Genomic DNA, 21531 nt, shown 5'->3' with positions numbered 1-21531 from the left:
TGAAACCTTCCTAACACGATTGAAATGCTTACCGCCTTTGAACTTCAACTTTGAATTTTTGATTGATTATAATGCGGATTGTTTCAGCTAAACCTGTTTTTTTGACGAAGGAGAAGCAAGGGAGTGAGGACCGGAGCGTACGGTTTATACGTGAGGATCCGAATGAGTGCAGCTGACGAAGAGATTCGCCGCTTATCATCGTCAAAATAGTATGGGTTGACGGAACAAGCCGTTATCTTGCTACAAGTCATTTTTCGTATTTTTCGTTAAATGAGAAGTAGGGTGGAACCACGTGTGTATACAAACTCGTCCCTTTTTTAGGGACGGGTTTTTTTATTTTATTTTCATTATTAGTTAGTTGGCGTTTTAGGAGCAAGTTTTGAATCTAGTTCCAGCGTCTAGCCCCTCTTGGGTCTAAGACAGTCTTACAAGAAGGTTAAAGAACAACCTTCTTGCCAATTTGTCTTATGCTTGTCGGGGCTGGGCGAGACGCTTGCACTTTATAATTTAGGAGGAAAAGATATGTCAGAAGTTGTAAAAGTTTCGTTCCCAGATGGCGCAGTGAAGGAGTTTCCTAAAGGAACGACAACTGAAGAGATTGCTGCATCTATCAGTCCAGGACTGAAGAAAAAATCACTTGCCGGAAAATTTAATGGGCAAATGTATGATCTTCGCCGTCCAATCGAGGAAGATGGAGCAATTGAGATTATTACTCAAGATAGTGAAGAAGCATTAGAAATTCTTCGTCACAGCTCAGCTCACTTAATGGCTCAGGCGATTAAGCGTTTATATAAAAACGTCAAGCTAGGGGTTGGTCCTGTAATTGAAGGCGGATTTTACTATGATATCGATCTTGAAGAATCGATCACACCAGAAGATCTGCCGCTGATTGAAAAAGAAATGAAGAAAATTATTAATGAAAATATTGAGATTGTCCGCAAAGAAGTGAGCCGCGATGAAGCAGTTCAGCTTTTCAAGGAAATCGATGATGAATACAAGCTTGAGCTAATCGAAGCTATTCCAGCTGATGAAACGGTTACACTTTATGAGCAAGGTGAGTTCGTTGACCTTTGCCGCGGCGTTCATGTTCCTTCTACCGGGAAGCTGAAGGAATTTAAACTGTTGAGCATTGCGGGTGCATACTGGCGTGGAAACAGCGATAATAAAATGCTTCAGCGTATTTATGGTACAGCTTTCTTCAAGAAGGAAGATTTAGCTGAGCATTTACGTTTGCTTGAAGAAGCGAAAGAGCGCGACCACCGTAAAATCGGAAAAGAATTAAGCTTATTTACGAGCTCACAACTAGTTGGACAAGGCTTGCCGCTATGGCTTCCAAAAGGAGCAACGATTCGCCGAGTAGTTGAGCGTTACATCGTTGATAAAGAAGAACGACTTGGCTATAGCCATGTGTATACACCAATAATGGGAAGCGTGGATTTATACAAAACTTCAGGTCACTGGGATCATTACCAAGAGGATATGTTCCCAATCATGGATATGGATAATGAACAGCTTGTCCTGCGCCCAATGAACTGTCCACACCATATGATGGTGTATAAGAATAGCATTCATAGCTACCGAGAGCTTCCAATCCGAATTGCAGAACTTGGTACTATGCACCGCTATGAAATGTCTGGTGCATTATCCGGACTTCAGCGGGTACGTGGAATGACTTTAAATGATGCACATCTCTTTGTTCGTCCTGACCAAATTAAAGATGAATTCAAACGAGTAGTTAACTTAATCCTAGCGGTATATAAGGATTTTAATTTAAATGATTATTCATTCCGCTTGTCTTACCGTGATCCTGCAGATACAGAGAAGTACTTTGATGATGATGCAATGTGGGAAAAAGCTCAATCCATGTTAAAAGAAGCAATGGATGACTTAGGCCTCGATTATTATGAAGCTGAAGGTGAAGCAGCTTTCTATGGTCCGAAACTAGATGTTCAGGTGAAAACAGCACTTGGTAAGGATGAAACTTTATCTACAGTACAGTTGGATTTCTTACTTCCTGAGCGCTTTGATTTATCTTATGTTGGTGAAGATGGAAAACCGCATCGTCCGGTTGTTATCCACCGTGGTGTCGTTTCAACAATGGAACGCTTTGTTGCCTTCTTAATTGAAGAATACAAAGGCGCATTCCCAACCTGGCTTGCTCCAGTACAAGTACAAGTCATTCCTGTTTCTCCAGACATTCATTTTGACTATGCGAAACAGGTTCAGGAGCAATTGCAGGCGGAAGGCTTCCGTGTCGAACTAGATAACCGTAATGAGAAAATCGGATATAAAATCCGTGAAGCACAAATGCAGAAAATCCCTTATATGCTCGTAGTTGGCGACAATGAAGTGGCAGAAAAAGCGGTAAATGTCCGCAAATATGGGGAACAGAATTCTGAAACGGTTTCATTCGAGAACTTTGTTTCAGGTCTAAAAGCTGAAGTAAAACATTAATTAAAAGAGAGGCTTATGCCTCTCTTTTGTTCGTGAAAAATAGTATTCCGCAAATTAGTACATTTTTAAATCATAAAAACCACTTGCATGATTTCCTTTCTGTTGTTATAATTCAATTCGTTGTTATAAAAATGATACGTTTGACATGATATACACTTTGTGATATAGTATCTAAGGTAATTGAATACAGTTTGAGGAAAAGAAGAAGCACCCGCTTCTCACCTGATTGACGCTTATGTCAGCTGTTAGCAGGTTTTACGTGAACATTTTTTAAGTTTAAATTTGTCCGTAAAGTGTGGGTGTTTTCATCCACACTTTTTTTATTTGCTTAAAACTAATCTGCTCAACCTGAGCCAGAATGGAATGTATTACTTGCGACTTTAGTTTTGGTCTAGTGCAGCTGGCAGCTTCTTATAAAAGCAAGGCGCACCGCGCTTTTCGTGTCATTCTTGACCCAAACATTGTGTTCGCATTAAACCTTGGAGGTGTCTAACTATTAGCAAAGATATGTTGTTAAACGAGGGCATTCGCGCCCGCGAAATTCGTCTCATTGATCAGAATGGCGAGCAATTAGGTATTAAAACAAAAACCGAAGCACTTGAAATTGCAGCTCGTGTAAATCTGGATCTTGTTCTAGTTGCACCGAATGCAAAGCCTCCTGTAGGCCGTATCATGGACTACGGAAAGTTCAAATTCGAGCAGCAGAAGAAAGAGAAAGAAGCTCGTAAAAATCAAAAGATCATCAGTATTAAAGAAGTTCGTCTAAGTCCAACAATTGAGGAACATGATTTTAATACAAAGCTTCGCAATGCGATTAAATTCCTTGAAAAAGGCGATAAAGTAAAAGCATCTATCCGTTTTAAAGGACGTGCGATTACTCATAAGGAAATTGGCCAGCGCGTTTTAATCCGATTTGCACAAGCGTGTAATGAAGTTGGGGTTGTGGAATCACATCCAAAAATGGACGGCCGAAGCATGTTTATGGTCTTAGCACCTAAAAACAACGACAAGTAAGAGGAGGAATTCCAAATGCCAAAAATGAAAACTCACCGCGGCGCTGCTAAGCGTTTCAAAAGAACAGGATCTGGTAAACTTAAGCGTTCACATGCTTACAGAAGCCATATGTTCGCTAACAAATCTCAAAAACAAAAGCGTAAGCTTCGCAAAGGAACTCTTGTTTCTTCAGGCGATTACAAACGCATCCGTAATTTACTAGTAAATCTTAAGTAATATCTCGAAATTAGGAGGGAAATCATATGCCACGTGTAAAAGGCGGTACTGTTACTCGCAAACGTCGTAAAAAAGTTCTTAAATTAGCTAAAGGTTATTATGGTTCAAAACATACATTATATAAAGTTGCTAACCAACAAGTAATGAAATCATTAATGTATGCATACCGCGATCGTCGTCAGAAAAAGCGCGACTTCCGCAAACTATGGGTTACTCGTATCAACGCAGCAGCTCGTATGAACGGTCTTTCTTACAGCCGTTTAATGCATGGTTTAAAGCTTGCTGGCATCGAAGTAAACCGCAAAATGCTTGCTGAATTAGCAATCGCTGACGAAAAAGCATTTGCTGAATTAGCATCAGTAGCTAAGCAAAACCTAAATAAATAATTTTGCTAAAATATAAAAAGCCATTCTCAAATAAAGAGGATGGCTTTTTGTCTATTGAAGACGTGACAAAAAGGAGAGTAGAAATGCTTAATTTATTGATGATTTATTTTATTATAATAAATGTTATCGGCTTTTACATCATGAGGGCAGATAAGGCAAAAGCAAGGAAGAATGAGTATCGCATTAGTGAAAAAACACTGTGGCTAGTTGCGCTATTCCTTGGGGCTACGGGGATGACTCTTGGAATGAAAACCTTTAGACACAAAACAAAGCATCTTCAGTTTAGTATTGGATTGCCTGTCCTCGCTTTGCTCGAAATGGCTCTTTGCATTTACCTTCTTTATTCTTTTGTCATAAGCGGCTTGGCTCTTCAATAAGCTGTAAGAGACCAGTAGAATACAGCTTAAAGAGGTGAGTGAAGGTGGATGATCAACTAACAATGCTGTTTGTGATGGTTGAAACGGCTGGTATATTAGCACCAATTGCCTTTATTTTATTTCATATTCTACGACAGTTTTTATTTATTCCTGTTCCTCTTGTATGCTTAACGGGCGGAATTTTGTTCGGGAGCTTCTTTGGCAGTATTTTTTCAATGATCGGTTTAATGCTTAGCAGTATTCTCTTTTACGTGCTTATTAACAAAATGCCGAAAACGCATAAAAAGCTAACCAAACTAAAAAAACGCTGGTTCGGAGAATACCGGAATTTAACGGTAGGCCAAGTAGCTGTATTACGATTAATCCCATTTATTCATTATCATCTATTAAACTTTTGCCTCATTGAGAGAAACAAAAGCTTTCAAGATTACTTGAAGCATTCGTGGATTACCAATTTACCATTAGCCGTTTTTTATACTGTATTTGGAGAGTTTATTAGCAGATTTACTCCTTCCATGATTCTGTTAATCTTGTTCTCATTGGCCATCCTTGTATTTATCTTGAGGGAAAAAGTAACGATCATTAAGTGGAGAGAATTTTTTAAAACGGTATGAAAAAAAACGTTCGGAAAATAACCGAACGTTTTTTAGATGAGGTCACCAAATGGGGTAGCAGAAGAATGGTTCTTTTCCATAAATTCTTTGATAGGACTTTTCCAATCGACTCTCGCATTTGGGTATTGCTCCGTAATTTTTCTCTCAATGAAATGAAAATCCTCCCGCACCATTCCTTTAAGAGCTGATGTACTGCGTGGCCAAACAAAGATGGATATGACCTCGAAGGCATTATCAGTCGTGCCTAAATATTTTTCTCCTTCAAACAACACACCTTTATAAGTAATTAAGAAGTTTTTTCGGACATTGTTTTGGTCATCCAAAAAATAATAGCGCTTTTGCTCATGGGCAAGTTCCAGCTTGCGCTTTGGATTTAGTAAATATCTTACTGTCGTATATATTAGAAAGATAATAAGAGCAAATAAAAGAAAGCGTAACAGCCACATCATAACAAGCCCTCCAATACATTTTCCTTTACATACGGATGGACACTAAAAAGGTTTCATCTTTTTTTTTATTTGTTATAATTTTTATATCCTCATAAAGCAATAGGTAAACGGATAGGTTGAAAATTTAGGATGGTGACACATGAATTATCAAAAAATATTTACTATGCAAAAAGGCCTTGATCAGCATATCGAAAGCCAGCATCAATTGGAGAAAGAAGATTTGTTTGATCGTAAAATACTAGCTTTATTAGTAGAGTTAGGTGAGTTGGCAAATGAAACAAGATGTTTCAAGTTTTGGAGTCTAAAACAGGCCTCAGAAAGGAAAATTATCTTGGAGGAATATGTGGATGGCATCCATTTTATATTGTCACTTGGTCTCGAATGCGAATTTGAACGGGAAGAAGATTACCGTGCAAATATACAAAAAGCAGAATCAGTAAATGATCAATTCTTATTGATTTACGAACTGACTAGTAAATTTAGGGTAAGTAAGTCTTTGCAGGATTACAAAATTTTATTCCAAGCCTACTTGCATTTAGGTGAGCAATTAGGATTTCATTCGGAAGAGACTGAACAGGCCTATTTTGATAAAAATGAAGTGAATTATCAGAGGCAACAGGAAGGATATTGAAGAAGTATGGCTACCACAGTTACTGTGGTAGTTTTTATTTTTTTTGTGGAAATATATTGTAAACAACTCAACTTTTGTGTATATTGTATATAAAGTGTATATACAATATTTCTAAAAGAGGGTTTTGCATGCAAATCATCATTTCAAATCATTCAAAAGAACCTATTTATGAGCAGATTTATGCACAAATTAAGAAGCATATTTTGACCAATGAATTGCAAGCTGGGCAGTTTTTACCTTCTATGCGCCAATTAGCCAAGGATTTAGATGTAAGTGTCATAACAACAAAACGAGCATATGAAGAGCTTGAAAAAAACGGCTTTATCTTTTCGGTAGTTGGAAAAGGCTCGTTCGTATCTGAACAAAATAATGAATTGATTCGGGAGCGGAAAATGAAAGTAATAGAAGAACAGTTAGTGGCTGCGATTCAAAATAGTAAAGAAATAGGTATAGAATTAACAGAATTAAAAGAACTGCTTACGATGTTATATAAGGAGGAAATATGATGGAGAATGTAATTGAACTACAGCATGTGAATAAGGCTTTTAACGGATTCCAGATGAAAGATTTATCCATCTCAGTTAAGAAAGGCTTTGTTACCGGTTTTATTGGTGGGAATGGAGTCGGGAAGTCAACAACAATAAAGATGATTATGAATTTATTGCAGCCGGATAGCGGTACGATTTCATTATTTGGCATGGATTACAAAAAGCATGAAAAAGAAATAAAACAACGAATTGGCTTTGTGTTCGATGACAATATTTTTTATGAAAATATTACATTGGCTGAAATGAAACAAATGATTAAACCAGCTTATAAAAACTGGGACGATGCAATCTTTAAACAGTATGTAGATATGTTTGAATTGCCATTAAAGAAAAATATAAAAACCTTTTCAAAAGGCATGATGATGAAGGCTTCTTTAACAATGGCATTATCACACCATGCTGAATTGATTATTATGGATGAGCCGACATCTGGATTAGATCCAATATTTCGGAGAGAACTGTTAGATATTCTTCATGATCTCATGCAGAATGGGGAAAGAACCATCTTCTTTTCAACGCATATTACGACAGATTTAGATAGAATAGCAGATTACATCACATTTATTCATAATGGGCAGCATATTTTTACAAAGGAGTATTATAAAATCGAAGAAGAATATGCGATTGTGAAAGGTGAAACGAATCTATTAGATCGTGATACAGAGAAAGAATTCATCGCTATTCGAAAATCCAATCATGGATTTGAGGCATTAACGACTAACAAAAAAAGAACAGAAGATATTTTTGGAGAGACGGTCATTATAGAGAAACCGACACTTGAAGATATTATGCTGTATACAAAGAAAGGAAGAGAAAACGATGTTCAATCTCGTTCTTAAGGATATTTTATTACAGAAAAAAACGTTAATGATTCTGTTGCCCATTTTATTTTTCTATTTGTTTACAGGTGCTTCTACTAGCTATGTAGCTATTATATTTTGCATTGCCATCATTATGAATGCTTTTGCACTTGATGAAAAATCTTCAATCAATCTCTTATTAAATTCTTTGCCGTATACGCGAAAAGAAATTGTCAGTTCCAAATACATTGGCGCTATCGTTTTTATTATTCTAGTTCTTTTGACTATTTTTATTGGAAATTGGATTATTCATGGAGAAATAATACAGTGGAAACAATTGTTATTCACTATTAGTATTGTTGCTATATTTGTGTCTCTATCTTTCCCATTTTCTTACTTATTAAAGAGCCAGTATTTAATGATCGCAATGGGTGTTTCATTTGTTATTTATATGATTATTGCTAATAAATTTATACCTGATATAAATGATAGAATAAGAGAAGCAGTTCAAACAGTCCTATCCTTTAGCAATTCACAGCAGTATTTATTACTGTTTTTACCAGTAGTGATTCTCTACAGTTTTTCATGGATGCTTTCGATCCGAATTTATAGTAAAAAGGTATTTTAGAGGAGCTTGTGGAACTGCTCCTCTTTTTATTTTGGGTACCTCTTTATTAAAAATGCTTGCTTATTTAATGAATAGTCTTAAAATTAAATGGAGGTTCTTTTTTTCTCGTTGTTATCATTTAAAAATCGAGGGTGTTTAAGGTGTTAGTAAAAACCTGATGTGAACCAGCAGAGTTAAAGCTTCTTAGATATTTAAATAGAAGAAAGACATTATCAGAAAAAGATAAGAATTACTATTTGAATTTGGAAAAAGGTTTTTTGGGTGAAAAAATGTTTGATGAATGGATACAGACGAACTTATCGAAGGATTGGCTAGTATTACATGATTTGTTACTGGAATACAATTATACTGTATTTCAAATCGATTTGTTGATCATATCCCCAGAGGTGATTTACCTTTTCGAAGTGAAAAATTATGAAGGTGATTTTTATTTTAATGGGGAAAGATGGTATCCCATTTCAAAGGCAGAAATCAAGAATCCCATACACCAGTTGAGTCGAAATGAATCCTTATTCCGCCGTTTGCTTCAAGATCTTGGATACAAACCTTCGACTGAAGCGAAGATTATTTTTATTAACCCAGAATTTGACTTATATCAAGCTCCTCTTAATACTCCCATTTTTCCCCTCTCAGCTAAATCGATTTGCAAACACATTAAATATGAATACTTTTGAAATTAAAGAAAGACAGCTAACGCTAACTGAAAAATTAGTCACTCTCCATTTAAAAGAATCGCCATACAACAGACTGCCTGATTATAGTTATGACCTGTTAGTAAAGGGAATTCCTTGTGCAGCCTGCCATTCCTTTTTGGCTACAGACCTTGGTGCTTATGAAAAATCGGTAGCCATGGAGCTTTCATGCTACCCGAAATTAGTAGCCCCCGAAAAATCGGTAGCCATGAAGTATTCATATCGCCCGAAATTAATAACCCCCGAAAAATCAGTAGTCATAAATCATTCACATCTCCCGAAGACCCATCAAGTGAATATTCCTTTGCTGTTTACTGGAATCGTTTCTATCCACGTTGTATCTTTTATCGAAAAAACAAATGTAAAAATAAGAAGAATGAGCGTAAGGATAAAAAAATTTTCAAAAAAAATATAAGTTAAGGTTACTTGTCCACTCCAATTTTATTTATTGACATAAGTTATAGAGAAACAAAAAGCAAAAACAATATCTAATAAGGAGTGGAATGAATGAGAAAAATTAATAATGGGTGTTGTGGGCAAGGTGTTAAGCTAAATGGTAAACATGAAGTGTGTCCACCACTGCCGGCATGTCAAGAGGCTAAATCAAAGACCTTATTTTGTGAAGCTGATCAGTTTGCAGTGGCAGACACAATAGAAGAAACGGTTGTTCTTGCAGATGTATTAATTCAAACATTATCTGAAGCAGATGTACACCTTCCTGTGCCCGCAAGAGACATCAAACAAATCAGAAAAAATGTCAAATTAACACAATGCAAGGCTCTTCCAGTTGTTGGAAACCCGCTTTTAGTTAAGCTATTTGTGGAAGGTTTTGTTCACAAAAATATTCAATTTGTCGATAGCTGCAGCGGATTCGTAAGGGACTTTAATGTAAATGTTCCATTTAAGTGCTTTCAACAAGTAGAATTGGCTAACCCTGTTGCCTTTCCTTTCGGTGAATTTAGCGTGAAAAGTAATGTTCTTGAAAGAAGACAGCTTGCTAAGGATGGAATGGGAGCAGATCGCTGCAATTTTGGTTCATTAACTTTTGAAGTGAATACTGAGCCAATTAATTGCAAATTGCTTGCATCAGCTGTGAATCAATGGGATATTCTACACAATTTCGATCAATGGGGCCGATTCAATAAAATTACAGAAAAGATGGAAGTTATTCTAATTTTAAAATTGACTCAAAAACAGCAAATTGTAGCCGATGGAGCAGGAGCTCATGGAGCTGCTGGAGATCTTTGTGAACCGGCAGTGACTGATTTAAAGACTATGGATACAATTCAAAATGAAGCAACACCATTAAATGTTTGGGAAAAGTTTAAAAACATTACAGGTCAATAATGATCAATGAATGAAGGGGAAGGGGTGCTATAATCGAAGCACCCCTTTCTCTAATTTTAATGATTACAGGAAAGTTCATAATGAATGAACGTCTATATACTGTTTCTGTAAGAGATCAATTGATAATTGGATGCTGCCTTTAATATGAAGAAAGGATGTTTTTTTCTCTGAGCTAAGCTCCTTATGCCAAGTAATACTTGTGTTGCGCAGTTCAAACTCTATGTCATCAGCAAAAACTTGTTCACATGTTTCATGGGTGCTGATTTCATTTTCAAGAGGACATGAAAACAAAAATTCCCTTTGATTCTTAATAGGCAAAATTGGCGGGGAAATCCAATGAATGTTTGCGGTTTTTTTCCATAAGAAAGGAATCTTAAGGACACAAATATCGCGAGAAGGATCATCCTTTACATATTCAATATTAGCCATTAATGTTCCGTTCAATAGTAAAGTATCTGAAGGAAAAAGGATGTGACAATCTAAAGATGGACTGGACCATTCAATTTTTGTTACATTGGCTGTTGGCTTTAATAAATCGAAGGAATCCCAAATATCAGTATTTATGTCTACTTTAGCAAGCAAAACTGGGAACTTTACTATTTTTTTTGGTGTATTCACGGTCGAAGTATTCTTGTACTGTGTAAAATGGCTAGATTCATTTGTGTCATCACTAATGATGGAAGACTCCTCTAATGAAAGATATGGTCTATCCTGTAAAGAAGAACGTTCTTCTTCCTCTTCCTCTACTTTTTCTTCTTCTTCTAAGAAAGGAAATTGTTCCTTTGCTGTATGTACTTCACTCAGCATGGAGGAAATCCTTTCGAGAATAGTCGGAAGTTCTTTTTGCTCTGGTAGAGGTTCTAGCAGCTGATCTAAATGAAAAGATGATTCATCCGGGATGAATTCCACATCTGGACTAGCTTCTTCCAGTAATGATGAATAAAAAGGGGACTCTTCTTTAATATTAGAAGAGTCATTATTTTGTATTGAAGAAGATTCATCCTGTTTTCCAAAAATCAATTCGTTTATAGGTTCCTCATAGCTGTTATCCGTATATTCCTGGATCAAAGCATCATCCGTTATGCGATCATTATTCTCCTGTTGTATTGCATCGTCATTCCTTCTGGCAGTCTCTCTAAATGTCGAACGTGTATCTCTGATCATTGGTGAAGTTGGAGTCAGCAAAGACGTTTTTTTCTCCTTCCTTTGTACAGGGGGATCAATGAATTCCTCCCTGATTTCCTCCACTTCGTTCAATAAATGCTCATGTTCGTATTCAAAATCGGCTTTTGCATGCTCCAATTGATTTCTATTGATAACCGGAGGAGGATATATTAAGGGAGTAGAGCTGGTTTGCTGGTTAGTTTTACTATAGATTGAACCATATGAATGAATATTAGATTTACGATGAGTATCGATATTTTTTATTTTTTTCATCACTTCTGGAAGGTGCTGCCTATATAAGCATCCTCTCCAATGCCTCCTCACTTTTTTTTTGCCTTGCATTCCTTTAATAATCACAATCATGATCATCTTCATGTGCTTTAGAATGATAAATTTGTACTTGTTGTTTTTGCAGTACTTTAATAATGAGATCAAGAACCATTTTTTCTTCTATTTTTGTAAAAGTTCCTTCTCCTAGGTGATATGGGAGAGGGCATCGATCGATCGCTTCATCCCATTCAATAATATTGCTAGAGACTAGTTCACAGTAAGGAAGCTCATTATAAAATTGAGTACTTTCTTGATGAAACTGGGAAAGATCATTTGTTTGTAATTCTTTATTTTCTGGACATCCATTAGGCAGGTGCCTAGATACGAGAAAGTCAAATTCATTGCGCATATTCACTTCTGGCATGTCGAGCTTTGACAAAAAGTCTTTTATTTCTGTTACACATTGAAAAGGAATATCAACAGTGAGTGAAAGTATATCTGATGCAATGTTCTTTTTTCTGTAATCTATGTTATTTTTGCATGGGCTTGCATACTGTATATTTTTACGGACAAATCCCTTTACAAATAATTTGTTTGTTGGTAGTAGAAGTCTGCATTGAGTTAATTTTACATTCTTTTTAATATCTTTAATTTCTAATACGGGTGCTGGAAACTTGATTAAGGCATCTAAATGTATTTGTACGTCAACCTCAGCTAATACGACCGGAACTTTAGTAAGTATTAAAGGTTGATCATGACAGTGGCAATCATCATCATTATTATTATTAAAGGTTAAATGATAGTCATTCATGTTATTTTCTTCAGACATTTGGGGTCCTCCTCCATTCATACTAATGCATCCTATGCAGGAAATTAGTCTATGTTTCGGTTAACTCCCATTGGTTTTGGAAATTAATAAAAGTAAGAAAGCCCAATATAAATATTGGGCTTGGCTTAAATCAACAAATCTATAAATATACTGCTGGCAAGCAAGTGATCGCACACAAACATGAGAGGTCAATATTAATAAATATTCCGGTTTTAACTAAGTCATCTACCTTTTTGCCGTCGATTTGATTACATGGCGTTTTTGGTTCATTATTTTCACATTTTTGATCAGATTTAATGATTAATAATTCAAGAGTTACACACTTTTCATCAAGATCTTTAATTTTGAAAATGAACGAAGAAATACAAGCAAACTTTTTCTGTTTTGAATAGGATGAAAAGGATGTTACTCCAGTGGCTTTAAAAGGTTTGCAATTGCCACAATAAAGAATAAAAGGGATCGTGTTTTTCTTTCGTTTTCTTCCTTCCTCATATACTTCATATGAATGTTTACAATGATCGTCATCCCCGGCTTTTCTCTGTGCTAAGAGTATCGCATGTAATATTTCTTCCACACAGGTTTCATTGTCTTTATGATGATTTTTACATGGCTTTTTGTTATTCTCTTTGTGGTCGACTTCGTCATGATCCCAAAGATATTCATAGCTTTCTCTTTCATATGAATTTTTGCACCTTTTACATATATCCATACCTTTCACCCCTTAATAAAATATTCATGATTAGCATACGGCTAACATGCCAAAATGATTGAGTTCTTGTCCATAATGAGTAGATAATTAAGATAGTTATTTTTAAAGACAAGCACGCAGTATTTATTGAATCTTTGTACAATAAGTCTTCGGTTTTGTATAATGGTAAAGAATATATATTAAGGGAGGCGAAGGAATGACGAAATTAGATGCAACGTTAACAATGCTAAAGGAATTAACGGATGCAAAAGGGATTCCAGGCAATGAGCGCGAGCCGCGCGAGGTCATGAAGAAATACATAAGCCAATATGCAGATGAGGTAACAACAGATGGGCTTGGCAGCTTAATTGCGAAAAAGATTGGAAAAGAAGACGGACCGAAAATTATGGTAGCAGGTCACTTGGATGAAGTGGGCTTCATGATCACGAATATTGATGATAAAGGATTCCTCCGCTTTCAAACAGTAGGCGGCTGGTGGTCTCAAGTGATGCTAGCTCAGCGTGTAACTATCGTAACGAGCAAGGGAGAGGTGACAGGCGTTATCGGTTCAAAGCCTCCGCATATTCTCTCTCCAGAAGCCCGTAAAAAACCGGTAGATATTAAAGATATGTTTATTGATATCGGTGCATCTAGCCGTGAAGAAGCAACAGGATGGGGAGTAAAGCCAGGAGATATGGTTGTTCCTTATTTCGAATTTACCGTTATGAATAATGAGAAAATGCTTTTAGCAAAAGCATGGGACAACCGCATCGGCTGTGCGATCGCCATTGATGTGTTAAAAGAACTGAAAGATGTAGATCATCCAAATGTTGTTTATGGAGTGGGAACCGTTCAGGAAGAAGTAGGTCTCCGCGGTGCACGTACATCTGCACAAAAAATCGAGCCGGACATTGCTTTCGGTGTTGATGTAGGGATTGCAGGGGATACACCTGGAATTACTGAAAAAGAAGCCCTCAGCAAAATGGGAAAAGGCCCGCAAATTATTCTTTATGATGCATCTATGGTTTCTCATAAAGGATTGCGTGACCTTGTAACTGATACGGCAGATGAATTGAATATTCCATACCAATTTGATTCGGTTCCTGGAGGCGGTACAGATTCGGGTGCGATCCATTTGACCCATAACGGAGTACCAGCTCTTTCCATTACCATTGCAACACGCTATATCCATTCACACGCAGCAATGCTTCACCGTGATGATTATGAGAATGCAGTTAAGCTCATTGCTGAAGTAATTAAACGACTTGATAGAGAAACAGTGGATAAGATTACGTTTAACTAAATAACTAAAATGATACCCCGATCAACTCGGGGTATTATTTTTTCGTGTGTCGGATTTCTTAAGTTCGGACAGATTAATGCTTGATTGCCCGAAAGAAGTCTGAAGTAGCCCCAGGTTCGGACAAGTTAGCTCTTGATTGCACAAAAGAAGTCTGAAGTAGCCCCAAGTTCGGACCGGTTAGCCCTTGATTGCGCAAAAGAAGTCTGAAGTAACCTCAGGTTCAGACAGGTTAGCTCTTGATAGAGGATAAGAAGTCTGAAGTAGCCTCAAAATCGGACAAGTTATCCCTTGATTACGTAAAAGAAGTCTGAAGTAGCCCCAGGTTCGGACAGGTTATCCCTTGATTGGACAAAAGAAGTCTGAAGTAACCTCAAAATCGGACAAGCTAGCCCTTGATTACGTAAAAGAAGTCTGAAGTAACCTCAAAATCGGACAAGCTAGCCCTTGATTACGCAAAGAAGTCTGAAGTAACCTCAAGTTCGGACAGGATAGCCTTTAATTGCGCAAAAGAAGTCTGAAGTAGCCTTAGGTTCGGACAGGTTAGTACTTGATAAAGGATAAGAAGTCTGAAGTAACCTCAGGTTCAGACAGGTTAGCTCTTGATAAAGGATAAGTAGTCTGAAGTAACCTCAAGTTCGGACAGGTTAGCTATTGATTGCACAAAAGAAGTCTGAATTAGCCTCAAGTTGGGGACAAGTTAGCCCTTAAAATGGCCGAACTAGTCCGAAGCCGCCTTAAGTCCGAATACAATAACCCTTGACTTTACCTGAAAATAAAGAAAGGCACGAAAACCATTGTGATTTCGTACCCCCTCACTTTATGACCTACTGTTTGGCATACTTAAAGAGAACCTAGATCATTCTCTTATTTCAACCCGCTTTCCAACGTTTCCAGCATCTCTTGTTTGTCCTGATCAGAGGAATTCTTCCAAATGACTTCAAATAAAACACCTAATCCAGGAAGCATTTTTTCTTCTCCATTTTGAATAGCATCGACGATTGTCTCTTTTAACTCATCCTGAGAATTGCCAGTAACATTGTGTATGATCGCATTGCGGAGGTTCAAGTTCATCTATTCATACTCCTTTCAAATAGTCATTTCAATAATATGGTTTTCTATTTTGGGATTTATTATGTAAGATAGAAGAAGAAAAGTGGAGGCGGCTGTTTAGCTCCGACAAACATAAGGCGAGCTGATGGAAGGTTGTTCTTTACTTTATAGCCAGAGTGGCTAGGAGCCGTAGCTAGACAAAGAAAATTTGTAAAGGAGGAAGAGTGTTGAAGCATATTCACTCAGCAAAAAATCCTCAAATAAAACAATGGAAAAAGCTATTAACGAAGAAGGAACGGGATAAAACCGGCACTTTTTTAGTGGAAGGCTTTCACCTTGTAGAAGAAGCGCTTTTAGGGGATCAAATTATTGAAATCATTATTAGTGAAAATAAAGATCTGCCCCCAAGCTGGGATTATGGTTCGATTTCTGTAACAGTTGTAACCGATGAAATTATTCTGCAGCTTTCTGATACGGAAGCTCCGCAAGGGATTGTAGCGGTATGTCGTCCGCAGGAAATGAATGCTGAAACAGCTAATGGAAAAAAACTATTATTAATTGACGCCGTTCAGGATCCGGGCAACTTAGGGACAATGATCAGAACTGCTGATGCTGCGGGAATCGATGCTGTTATTGTTGGGGAGGGGAGTGTAGATATTTACAATCCGAAAGTTCTACGTTCCGCACAAGGCAGTCATTTTCATTTGCCAGTAATCAGAGGCAATCTTTTTGAATGGGTAAAGAAGTTGAATGAGGCAGCAATCCCTATATATGGTACAGCTTTGGAAAATGCGAAAGAGTACACAGATATACATCAAAGCGAAATGTTTGCATTAATCGTCGGCAATGAAGGAAGCGGTGTAAATAAAGAGCTATTGGCTGTAACTACTGCTAATCTTTACATTCCGATTTTGGGAAAAAGCGAATCATTAAATGTCGCTGTTGCAACTGGAATTCTGCTTTATCATTTACGAAATAAAAAATAGGCATTATTTTGCCGGAAACTGTTTGAAAGTATGCGTAGAATATACTATAATAAACAGCAAATTATATTTATAAAACAATGACGGAGAAAAGTAGCTTGCGAAAGAACTTTTCAGGGAGAGAATGCCTAGACTGAAAGCATTCTTAAGGGATTGCAAAGGAACATTCACCTCCAGAGTTGACATCGGGACCATTGGAAACGGATGTGAGCTAGATTTCTAGCTCATCAAGGCTGAAAGAGCCACTGCCGAATTCCATTGTAAAGATGTACCGGCTTGTCGCCGTTATCGAGAATGAAGCGAATACATAAGCTTGCTTTTTGCTTTTGTGTTAAAAAGGGTGGTACCGCGAATCCAAAACCTCGTCCCTTTATTGGGAGAGGTTTTTTATTTTGCCAAAAAACAGAAATTGAAGGAGGAAGTAAGATGCAAGAACGTTTAAAGGAATTGCAAACGGAAGCGTTGGAAAAAATTAGCCAGACATCAGATTTAAAAGAATTGAATGACATTCGTGTCTCCTATTTAGGAAAAAAGGGCCCAATTACGGAAGTACTTAAAGGCATGGGGAAATTATCTGCTGAAGAACGTCCAAAAATGGGTGCTCTTGCAAATGAAGTAAGGGATGCCATTGCAGCCGGCATTGAAGAAAAGCAGAAGCATTTAGAAGAAGCAGCTGTACAGGAGAAGCTGGCGCTTGAGAAAATTGACGTCACACTGCCAGGCCGTCCAATTAAAACAGGGAACCATCACCCGTTAACACGCATTATTGAAGAAATTGAAGATTTATTCATCGGAATGGGCTATACCGTAGCTGAAGGACCTGAAGTGGAAAAAGATTATTATAACTTTGAAGCATTAAACCTTCCAAAAGGTCACCCTGCACGTGATATGCAAGATTCATTCTATATTACAGAAGAAATTCTACTTCGTACTCATACATCTCCTGTTCAAGCAAGAACAATGGAGAAGCATGAAGGAAAAGGTCCTGTGAAAATCATTTGTCCTGGGAAAGTGTACCGCCGCGATAATGATGATGCGACACACTCCCATCAATTTATGCAGATTGAAGGACTTGTTGTTGATGAAAATATCCGCATGACTGACTTAAAGGGGACACTTGAAGTGTTTGCAAAGAAAATGTTCGGAGAGGATCGAGAAATTCGTCTTCGCCCAAGCTTCTTCCCATTCACTGAGCCTTCAGTTGAAATGGATATTTCTTGTAAAATTTGCTCAGGAAAAGGCTGCAGCGTATGTAAAGGAACAGGCTGGATTGAAATTCTTGGTGCAGGAATGGTTCATCCGAATGTTCTGGAGATGGCTGGATTCGACTCGAAAAAATACACAGGCTTTGCATTCGGAATGGGACCAGAACGAATTGCCATGCTGAAATACGGTGTAGATGATATTCGTCATTTCTATACAAATGATGTTCGGTTCTTAAAGCAATTTTCAATTCATGAATAAGACAAGGTAGAGGAGGATTTATTATGTACGTATCATATAAATGGCTGCAGGAATACGTTGACTTATCCGGCGTTTCCCCTGAAGAACTAGCGGAAAAAATTACGAAGAGCGGAATTGAAGTGGAAGGCGTAGAAGCCCTTAATAAAGGAATCAGCGGCGTTGTCGTTGGTCATGTTCTTGAAAGAGAGCAGCATCCAAATGCAGATAAATTAAATAAATGTTTAGTTGATATTGGTGCAGAAGAACCTGTACAAATCATCTGTGGAGCACCTAATGTTGATAAGGGTCAAAAAGTAGCAGTAGCAACCGTTGGAGCGGTTCTGCCAGGCAATTTCAAAATTAAAAAAGCAAAGCTGCGTGGAGAAGAGTCAAACGGGATGATTTGTTCACTGCAAGAATTAGGATTTGAAAGCAAGCTCGTTGCAAAAGAATTTGCAGAAGGCATTTATAACTTCCCTCAAGATGTGGAAGTAGGGTTAAATGCAATCGAGCAATTACATCGTGATGATCAAGTGTTAGAGCTTGGTTTAACACCGAACCGTGCAGATTGCTTAAGCATGCTCGGCGTTGCTTATGAGGTAGCTGCGATTTTGGGCAGAGAAGTGAAGCTTACTGTTTCTCAAGTTGAGACTTCTACAGAAAAAGCTGCTGATTATATTCAAGTGACTGTTGATGCGAAAGAGGATAACCCGTTATATGTGGCAAAAGTGATTAAAAATGTAAAAATTGGTCCTTCTCCACTATGGATGCAAGCAAGATTAACGGCAGCAGGCATCCGCCCGCATAATAATGTTGTCGATATTACAAACTACATCCTGCTTGAATATGGGCAGCCGCTTCACGCTTTTGATTATGACCGTCTTGGCTCAAAAGAAATTCTTGTGCGCAGAGCGAAGGATGGAGAGGAAATTGTTACTCTTGATGAGGCAAAGCGGAAGTTAATTGCTGATCATTTAGTTATTACTAATGGCGAGACTCCTGTTGCCCTTGCAGGTGTAATGGGTGGGGCAAATTCTGAGGTTCAAGCAGACACAACAACTGTTCTTTTAGAATCTGCTTATTTCATTGGGGCACCTGTTCGAAAAGCATCAAAAGACCATGGATTAAGAAGTGAAGCAAGTGCACGCTATGAAAAGGGTGTTGATCCTAATCGAGTAAGACCAGCTGCAGAGAGAGCGGCACAGCTTCTTGCAGAATATGCAGGTGGCGAAGTACTGGAAGGTTCAGTCGAAGCTGATTCCTTAACAGTTGAGCCAGCAGTTGTTTCCGTAACTTTAGAGAAAATTAACCGTGTTCTTGGAACAGGGTTAACGATGAAGGATGTAGAGGATATATTTGCTCGTCTGCAATTTGAAACAGCGACTGACAATGGAACGATCGTTGTAACTGTGCCAACACGACGCGGGGATATTACGATTGAAGAAGACTTAATCGAAGAAGTGGGCCGATTATATGGCTATGATAATCTTGTTTCCACGCTTCCAATCGGATCAGCTACACCAGGCCATCTTTCACCATACCAAAACAGGCGGAGAATGGTTCGCCGCTATCTTGAAGGGGCTGGGCTTTATCAAGCTGTTACGTACTCTTTAACAAACGAAGCGAAAGCAGCACAATATGCGCTTGAAAACCGTGAGCCTGTAAGATTAGCGATGCCGATGAGTGAAGATCGGAGCATTCTTCGCCTAAGCATCATTCCACAGCTGCTTGAAGTGTTAAAATACAATGCGGCACGTCAGCATGACAGCCTTGCTTTATATGAAACAGGTGCTGTATTTTTAGCGAATGGATCAGATGAATTGCCTGAAGAAAGAGAGCATCTTGCTGGTGCAGTCACTGGCTTATGGCAGACTCACCCATGGCAGGGAGAGAAGAAGCCTGTAGATTTCTTTGTTGTTAAGGGAATCCTTGAAGGGTTATTTGATAAGCTTGGGATTGCAAGCGCAGTAGAATTCCGCCAATCTGAAAAGGATGGTCTGCATCCTGGAAGAACGGCAGAAATCTATTTGTCAGGAACATCTGTTGGTTTTGTTGGTCAAACACATCCAACAGTGGAAAAAGAATATGATTTAAAAGAAACGTATGTGTTTGAATTATCGCTTAAGGCGATTTTAGAGGCAGAAGTATCACCATTGCATTATGTAACAATTCCGCGTTTCCCATCCATTACACGTGATATTGCACTAGTTGTCGATAAGGAAAAAGCTGCAGGTGAATTGGATGCTATTATTAAAGAGGCTGGCGGAGCTTTACTGAAGGAAGTCCAAGTGTTTGACTTGTATGAAGGGGAGCGAATGGAGGCTGGCAAGAAATCAATTGCCTTCTCATTAAAATATTTTGATCCTGAACGCACGTTAACAGATGAAGAGGTTGTAAAAGCACATGATAAAGTATTAAATGCAGTGAAAGAAAAGGCTGGAGCTGTATTGAGAGGATAAGGATGAGGGGATGCTGCTTAGCATCCCCTTTTAATATCGATTACTTTTAAGTCTCTTTTATTTCCTTTTCTAGATCTCTTTCATCATTGTCATCGATTAACCCCTTCGTAGATCTTTTGAACTCTTTTAAAGATTGTCCCATCGCTCGTCCAATTTCTGGGAGCTTTTTAGGACCGAAAATAATGAGAGCAAGGACAAGAACAATGATTAAACCTGGTATCCCAATATTTGATAGCATGAGTCACACATCCTTTTTTATTTTAGAAAGGTACCAAATGATTCCCTCTTTTTGCACATTACACATTTGTCATTATTTATAGACAACGTTTTATATTTGCTATTACAAGTGGTACATTCCTTTGTATAAAGTGAATGAGAAATCTTTACTGCTGGCTGAATTTTCTCTTCAACTGTAATTGCCTTTTCAGGACAGATATCTTGGCATAGCATGCATCCTGAGCAGCGTTGAGCTGATAGTGTAAAATCTGTTTCAGTTATTTGCAAACAATTCTTTTTACAAAGCATTTGACAAGCTTTGCAAGTAGTACATTTGCTAGTATCTAGCGATATAATCGTAAATTGATCATTCGGGTAAAAGATAGATAGATCTAATTCCCTGTGGTTAAAGCGCCATTTTGCAGGTGCTATTTGTTTCATTGTTGATTGAGCTTCTTTTTTCCATATGGAGAAAACTTCTCTCCGCGTATATTTCTCTTCTTTTATTTCTCCTTTTTTTCTCTGAATGGAAAAGGGAGGTTCATTAAGCTGCTTTAATCGGTCGTTCGCTTCCGAAACAGCCTGTTTCCAGTCGGTATTCACTACTTCTTGTTCATAAATAAGTGTTTTTACGCCCTTTTTATATAATACGAGCAGCTCTCTAATAGAAGGGGGATGTTCATCAGTCGCAATAAGCTGATTTTGATGAATCATTCTTTTTGGAAGAAAGCCTTCAATCGCCTGAGCTGGACATTCCACGATACAGTCCCCGCATTCTGTACATTTTTCATGATTTATAATTGGTTTGCCACTTACGAATGTAATAGCAGCTTCCGTACAGCTATCGAAACATTTACTGCATGTGGAGAGTGGGCTTAGATGCCGGGAACAGGCGTCTAAAACACGAAATTCATAATCGAGACTCTCAATCCACCTGTTTAATAATCCCATCAAAGCCACTCCCTCTCAA

The 21531-nt window shown here is 37.9% G+C and carries 24 protein-coding genes and 2 other annotated features; of the genes, 17 read left to right on the top strand and 7 right to left on the bottom strand.

Features of this window, described 5'->3' with window-relative positions; genetic code table 11:
- Positions 1–522: 522 nt before the first annotated feature.
- The 6 genes from thrS to AN957_RS20670 all read left to right on the top strand — a co-directional run bounded on the left by thrS (position 523) and on the right by AN957_RS20670 (position 5061).
- Complete coding sequence (thrS, locus tag AN957_RS20695; protein WP_053477263.1) at positions 523–2454, top strand: threonine--tRNA ligase; 1932 nt, start codon at positions 523–525, stop codon at positions 2452–2454.
- Positions 2455–2647: 193 nt separating this feature from the next.
- Positions 2648–2781, top strand: a sequence feature (ribosomal protein L20 leader region).
- Positions 2782–2961: 180 nt separating this feature from the next.
- On the top strand, positions 2962–3468 hold the full coding sequence (gene infC, locus AN957_RS20690; protein WP_056685954.1) for a translation initiation factor IF-3: 507 nt from the start codon (positions 2962–2964) through the stop codon (positions 3466–3468).
- Between the two features lie 15 nt (positions 3469–3483).
- Positions 3484–3684 carry a 50S ribosomal protein L35 gene (rpmI, locus tag AN957_RS20685; protein ID WP_009333215.1) on the top strand — a complete coding sequence of 67 codons (201 nt, stop codon included), beginning with the start codon at positions 3484–3486 and terminating at the stop codon, positions 3682–3684.
- A 26-nt stretch (positions 3685–3710) separates the two neighbouring features.
- Positions 3711–4070 carry a 50S ribosomal protein L20 gene (gene rplT, locus AN957_RS20680; protein WP_053477261.1) on the top strand — a complete coding sequence of 120 codons (360 nt, stop codon included), beginning with the start codon at positions 3711–3713 and terminating at the stop codon, positions 4068–4070.
- A gap of 47 nt (positions 4071–4117) precedes the next feature.
- Complete coding sequence (locus AN957_RS20675; RefSeq protein ID WP_342668502.1) at positions 4118–4447, top strand: DUF1294 domain-containing protein; 330 nt, start codon at positions 4118–4120, stop codon at positions 4445–4447.
- 44 nt (positions 4448–4491) lie between these two features.
- Complete coding sequence (locus tag AN957_RS20670) at positions 4492–5061, top strand: TVP38/TMEM64 family protein (RefSeq protein ID WP_053477260.1); 570 nt, start codon at positions 4492–4494, stop codon at positions 5059–5061.
- 32 nt (positions 5062–5093) lie between these two features.
- Here the strand turns inward: AN957_RS20670 and AN957_RS20665 are convergent, their stop codons facing one another.
- Positions 5094–5510, bottom strand: coding sequence for a hypothetical protein (locus tag AN957_RS20665; RefSeq protein WP_053477259.1), 417 nt, complete (start codon positions 5508–5510; stop codon positions 5094–5096).
- A 139-nt stretch (positions 5511–5649) separates the two neighbouring features.
- On the opposite strand from AN957_RS20665, the gene AN957_RS20660 reads away from it, so the two are divergent.
- The 7 genes from AN957_RS20660 to AN957_RS20630 all read left to right on the top strand — a co-directional run bounded on the left by AN957_RS20660 (position 5650) and on the right by AN957_RS20630 (position 10156).
- On the top strand, positions 5650–6141 hold the full coding sequence (locus AN957_RS20660) for a dUTP diphosphatase (RefSeq protein WP_053477258.1): 492 nt from the start codon (positions 5650–5652) through the stop codon (positions 6139–6141).
- A gap of 128 nt (positions 6142–6269) precedes the next feature.
- Complete coding sequence (locus AN957_RS20655; protein ID WP_053477257.1) at positions 6270–6647, top strand: GntR family transcriptional regulator; 378 nt, start codon at positions 6270–6272, stop codon at positions 6645–6647.
- Complete coding sequence (locus AN957_RS20650; RefSeq protein ID WP_053477256.1) at positions 6647–7528, top strand: ABC transporter ATP-binding protein; 882 nt, start codon at positions 6647–6649, stop codon at positions 7526–7528. Before AN957_RS20655 ends, AN957_RS20650 begins: the two co-directional genes overlap by 1 nt.
- Complete coding sequence (locus tag AN957_RS20645) at positions 7509–8117, top strand: ABC-2 transporter permease (RefSeq protein ID WP_053477255.1); 609 nt, start codon at positions 7509–7511, stop codon at positions 8115–8117. Before AN957_RS20650 ends, AN957_RS20645 begins: the two co-directional genes overlap by 20 nt.
- A 236-nt stretch (positions 8118–8353) precedes the next feature.
- Positions 8354–8791 (top strand): nuclease-related domain-containing protein, encoded by a 438-nt coding sequence (locus AN957_RS20640; RefSeq protein WP_156341156.1) that lies wholly within the window; start codon positions 8354–8356, stop codon positions 8789–8791.
- Positions 8778–9224 (top strand): hypothetical protein, encoded by a 447-nt coding sequence (locus tag AN957_RS20635; RefSeq protein ID WP_056685948.1) that lies wholly within the window; start codon positions 8778–8780, stop codon positions 9222–9224. The genes AN957_RS20640 and AN957_RS20635 overlap by 14 nt, the downstream gene beginning before the upstream one ends.
- Before the next feature lie 92 nt (positions 9225–9316).
- Positions 9317–10156, top strand: coding sequence for a CsxC family protein (locus AN957_RS20630; protein WP_075209199.1), 840 nt, complete (start codon positions 9317–9319; stop codon positions 10154–10156).
- A gap of 75 nt (positions 10157–10231) precedes the next feature.
- Here AN957_RS20630 and AN957_RS20625 read toward each other — a convergent pair whose 3' ends face one another.
- The 3 genes from AN957_RS20625 to AN957_RS20615 all read right to left on the bottom strand — a co-directional run bounded on the left by AN957_RS20625 (position 10232) and on the right by AN957_RS20615 (position 13128).
- A complete protein-coding gene (locus tag AN957_RS20625; protein WP_053477252.1) occupies positions 10232–11683 on the bottom strand; it encodes a hypothetical protein in 1452 nt (483 codons plus the stop codon).
- Positions 11667–12419: a CsxC family protein gene (locus tag AN957_RS20620; protein WP_231690105.1), complete on the bottom strand. Its 753-nt coding sequence runs from the start codon at positions 12417–12419 to the stop codon at positions 11667–11669. Before AN957_RS20620 ends, AN957_RS20625 begins: the two co-directional genes overlap by 17 nt.
- A 139-nt stretch (positions 12420–12558) precedes the next feature.
- The gene (locus AN957_RS20615) at positions 12559–13128 is read right to left on the bottom strand and encodes a CotY/CotZ family spore coat protein (RefSeq protein ID WP_053477251.1); all 570 of its coding nucleotides are present in this window, start codon (positions 13126–13128) and stop codon (positions 12559–12561) included.
- 196 nt (positions 13129–13324) lie between these two features.
- Here AN957_RS20615 and AN957_RS20610 point away from each other — a divergent pair, with 196 nt between their 5' ends.
- Positions 13325–14410: a M42 family metallopeptidase gene (locus tag AN957_RS20610; protein WP_053477250.1), complete on the top strand. Its 1086-nt coding sequence runs from the start codon at positions 13325–13327 to the stop codon at positions 14408–14410.
- An 864-nt stretch (positions 14411–15274) separates the two neighbouring features.
- On the opposite strand, the gene sspI is transcribed toward AN957_RS20610, so the two are convergent.
- Positions 15275–15481, bottom strand: a complete 207-nt coding sequence (sspI, locus tag AN957_RS20605) for a small acid-soluble spore protein SspI (RefSeq protein WP_056685945.1) — start codon at positions 15479–15481, stop codon at positions 15275–15277.
- Between the two features lie 206 nt (positions 15482–15687).
- On the opposite strand from sspI, the gene AN957_RS20600 reads away from it, so the two are divergent.
- The 3 genes from AN957_RS20600 (at position 15688) to pheT (ending at position 20345) form a co-directional block, all read left to right on the top strand.
- A complete protein-coding gene (locus tag AN957_RS20600; protein ID WP_053477248.1) occupies positions 15688–16446 on the top strand; it encodes a TrmH family RNA methyltransferase in 759 nt (252 codons plus the stop codon).
- Positions 16447–16514: 68 nt separating this feature from the next.
- Positions 16515–16816, top strand: a binding site (T-box leader).
- A gap of 53 nt (positions 16817–16869) precedes the next feature.
- Positions 16870–17907, top strand: a complete 1038-nt coding sequence (pheS, locus tag AN957_RS20595; RefSeq protein WP_056685942.1) for a phenylalanine--tRNA ligase subunit alpha — start codon at positions 16870–16872, stop codon at positions 17905–17907.
- A gap of 23 nt (positions 17908–17930) precedes the next feature.
- The gene (pheT, locus tag AN957_RS20590; protein ID WP_053477246.1) at positions 17931–20345 is read left to right on the top strand and encodes a phenylalanine--tRNA ligase subunit beta; all 2415 of its coding nucleotides are present in this window, start codon (positions 17931–17933) and stop codon (positions 20343–20345) included.
- A gap of 46 nt (positions 20346–20391) precedes the next feature.
- Here the strand turns inward: pheT and AN957_RS20585 are convergent, their stop codons facing one another.
- On the bottom strand, positions 20392–20583 hold the full coding sequence (locus tag AN957_RS20585) for a twin-arginine translocase TatA/TatE family subunit (protein WP_053477245.1): 192 nt from the start codon (positions 20581–20583) through the stop codon (positions 20392–20394).
- 17 nt (positions 20584–20600) lie between these two features.
- On the bottom strand, positions 20601–21512 hold the full coding sequence (locus AN957_RS20580) for a 4Fe-4S binding protein (RefSeq protein ID WP_056685939.1): 912 nt from the start codon (positions 21510–21512) through the stop codon (positions 20601–20603).
- Between the last annotated feature and the right edge of the window lie 19 nt (positions 21513–21531).

Source organism: Cytobacillus solani (genome assembly GCF_001420595.1).
In the GTDB taxonomy this organism is placed as follows: Bacteria; Bacillota; Bacilli; order Bacillales; family Cytobacillaceae; genus Cytobacillus; species Cytobacillus solani.
The sequence above is the reverse complement of the archived record's forward strand: the minus strand, read 5'-3'. Positions and strand labels throughout refer to the sequence as shown.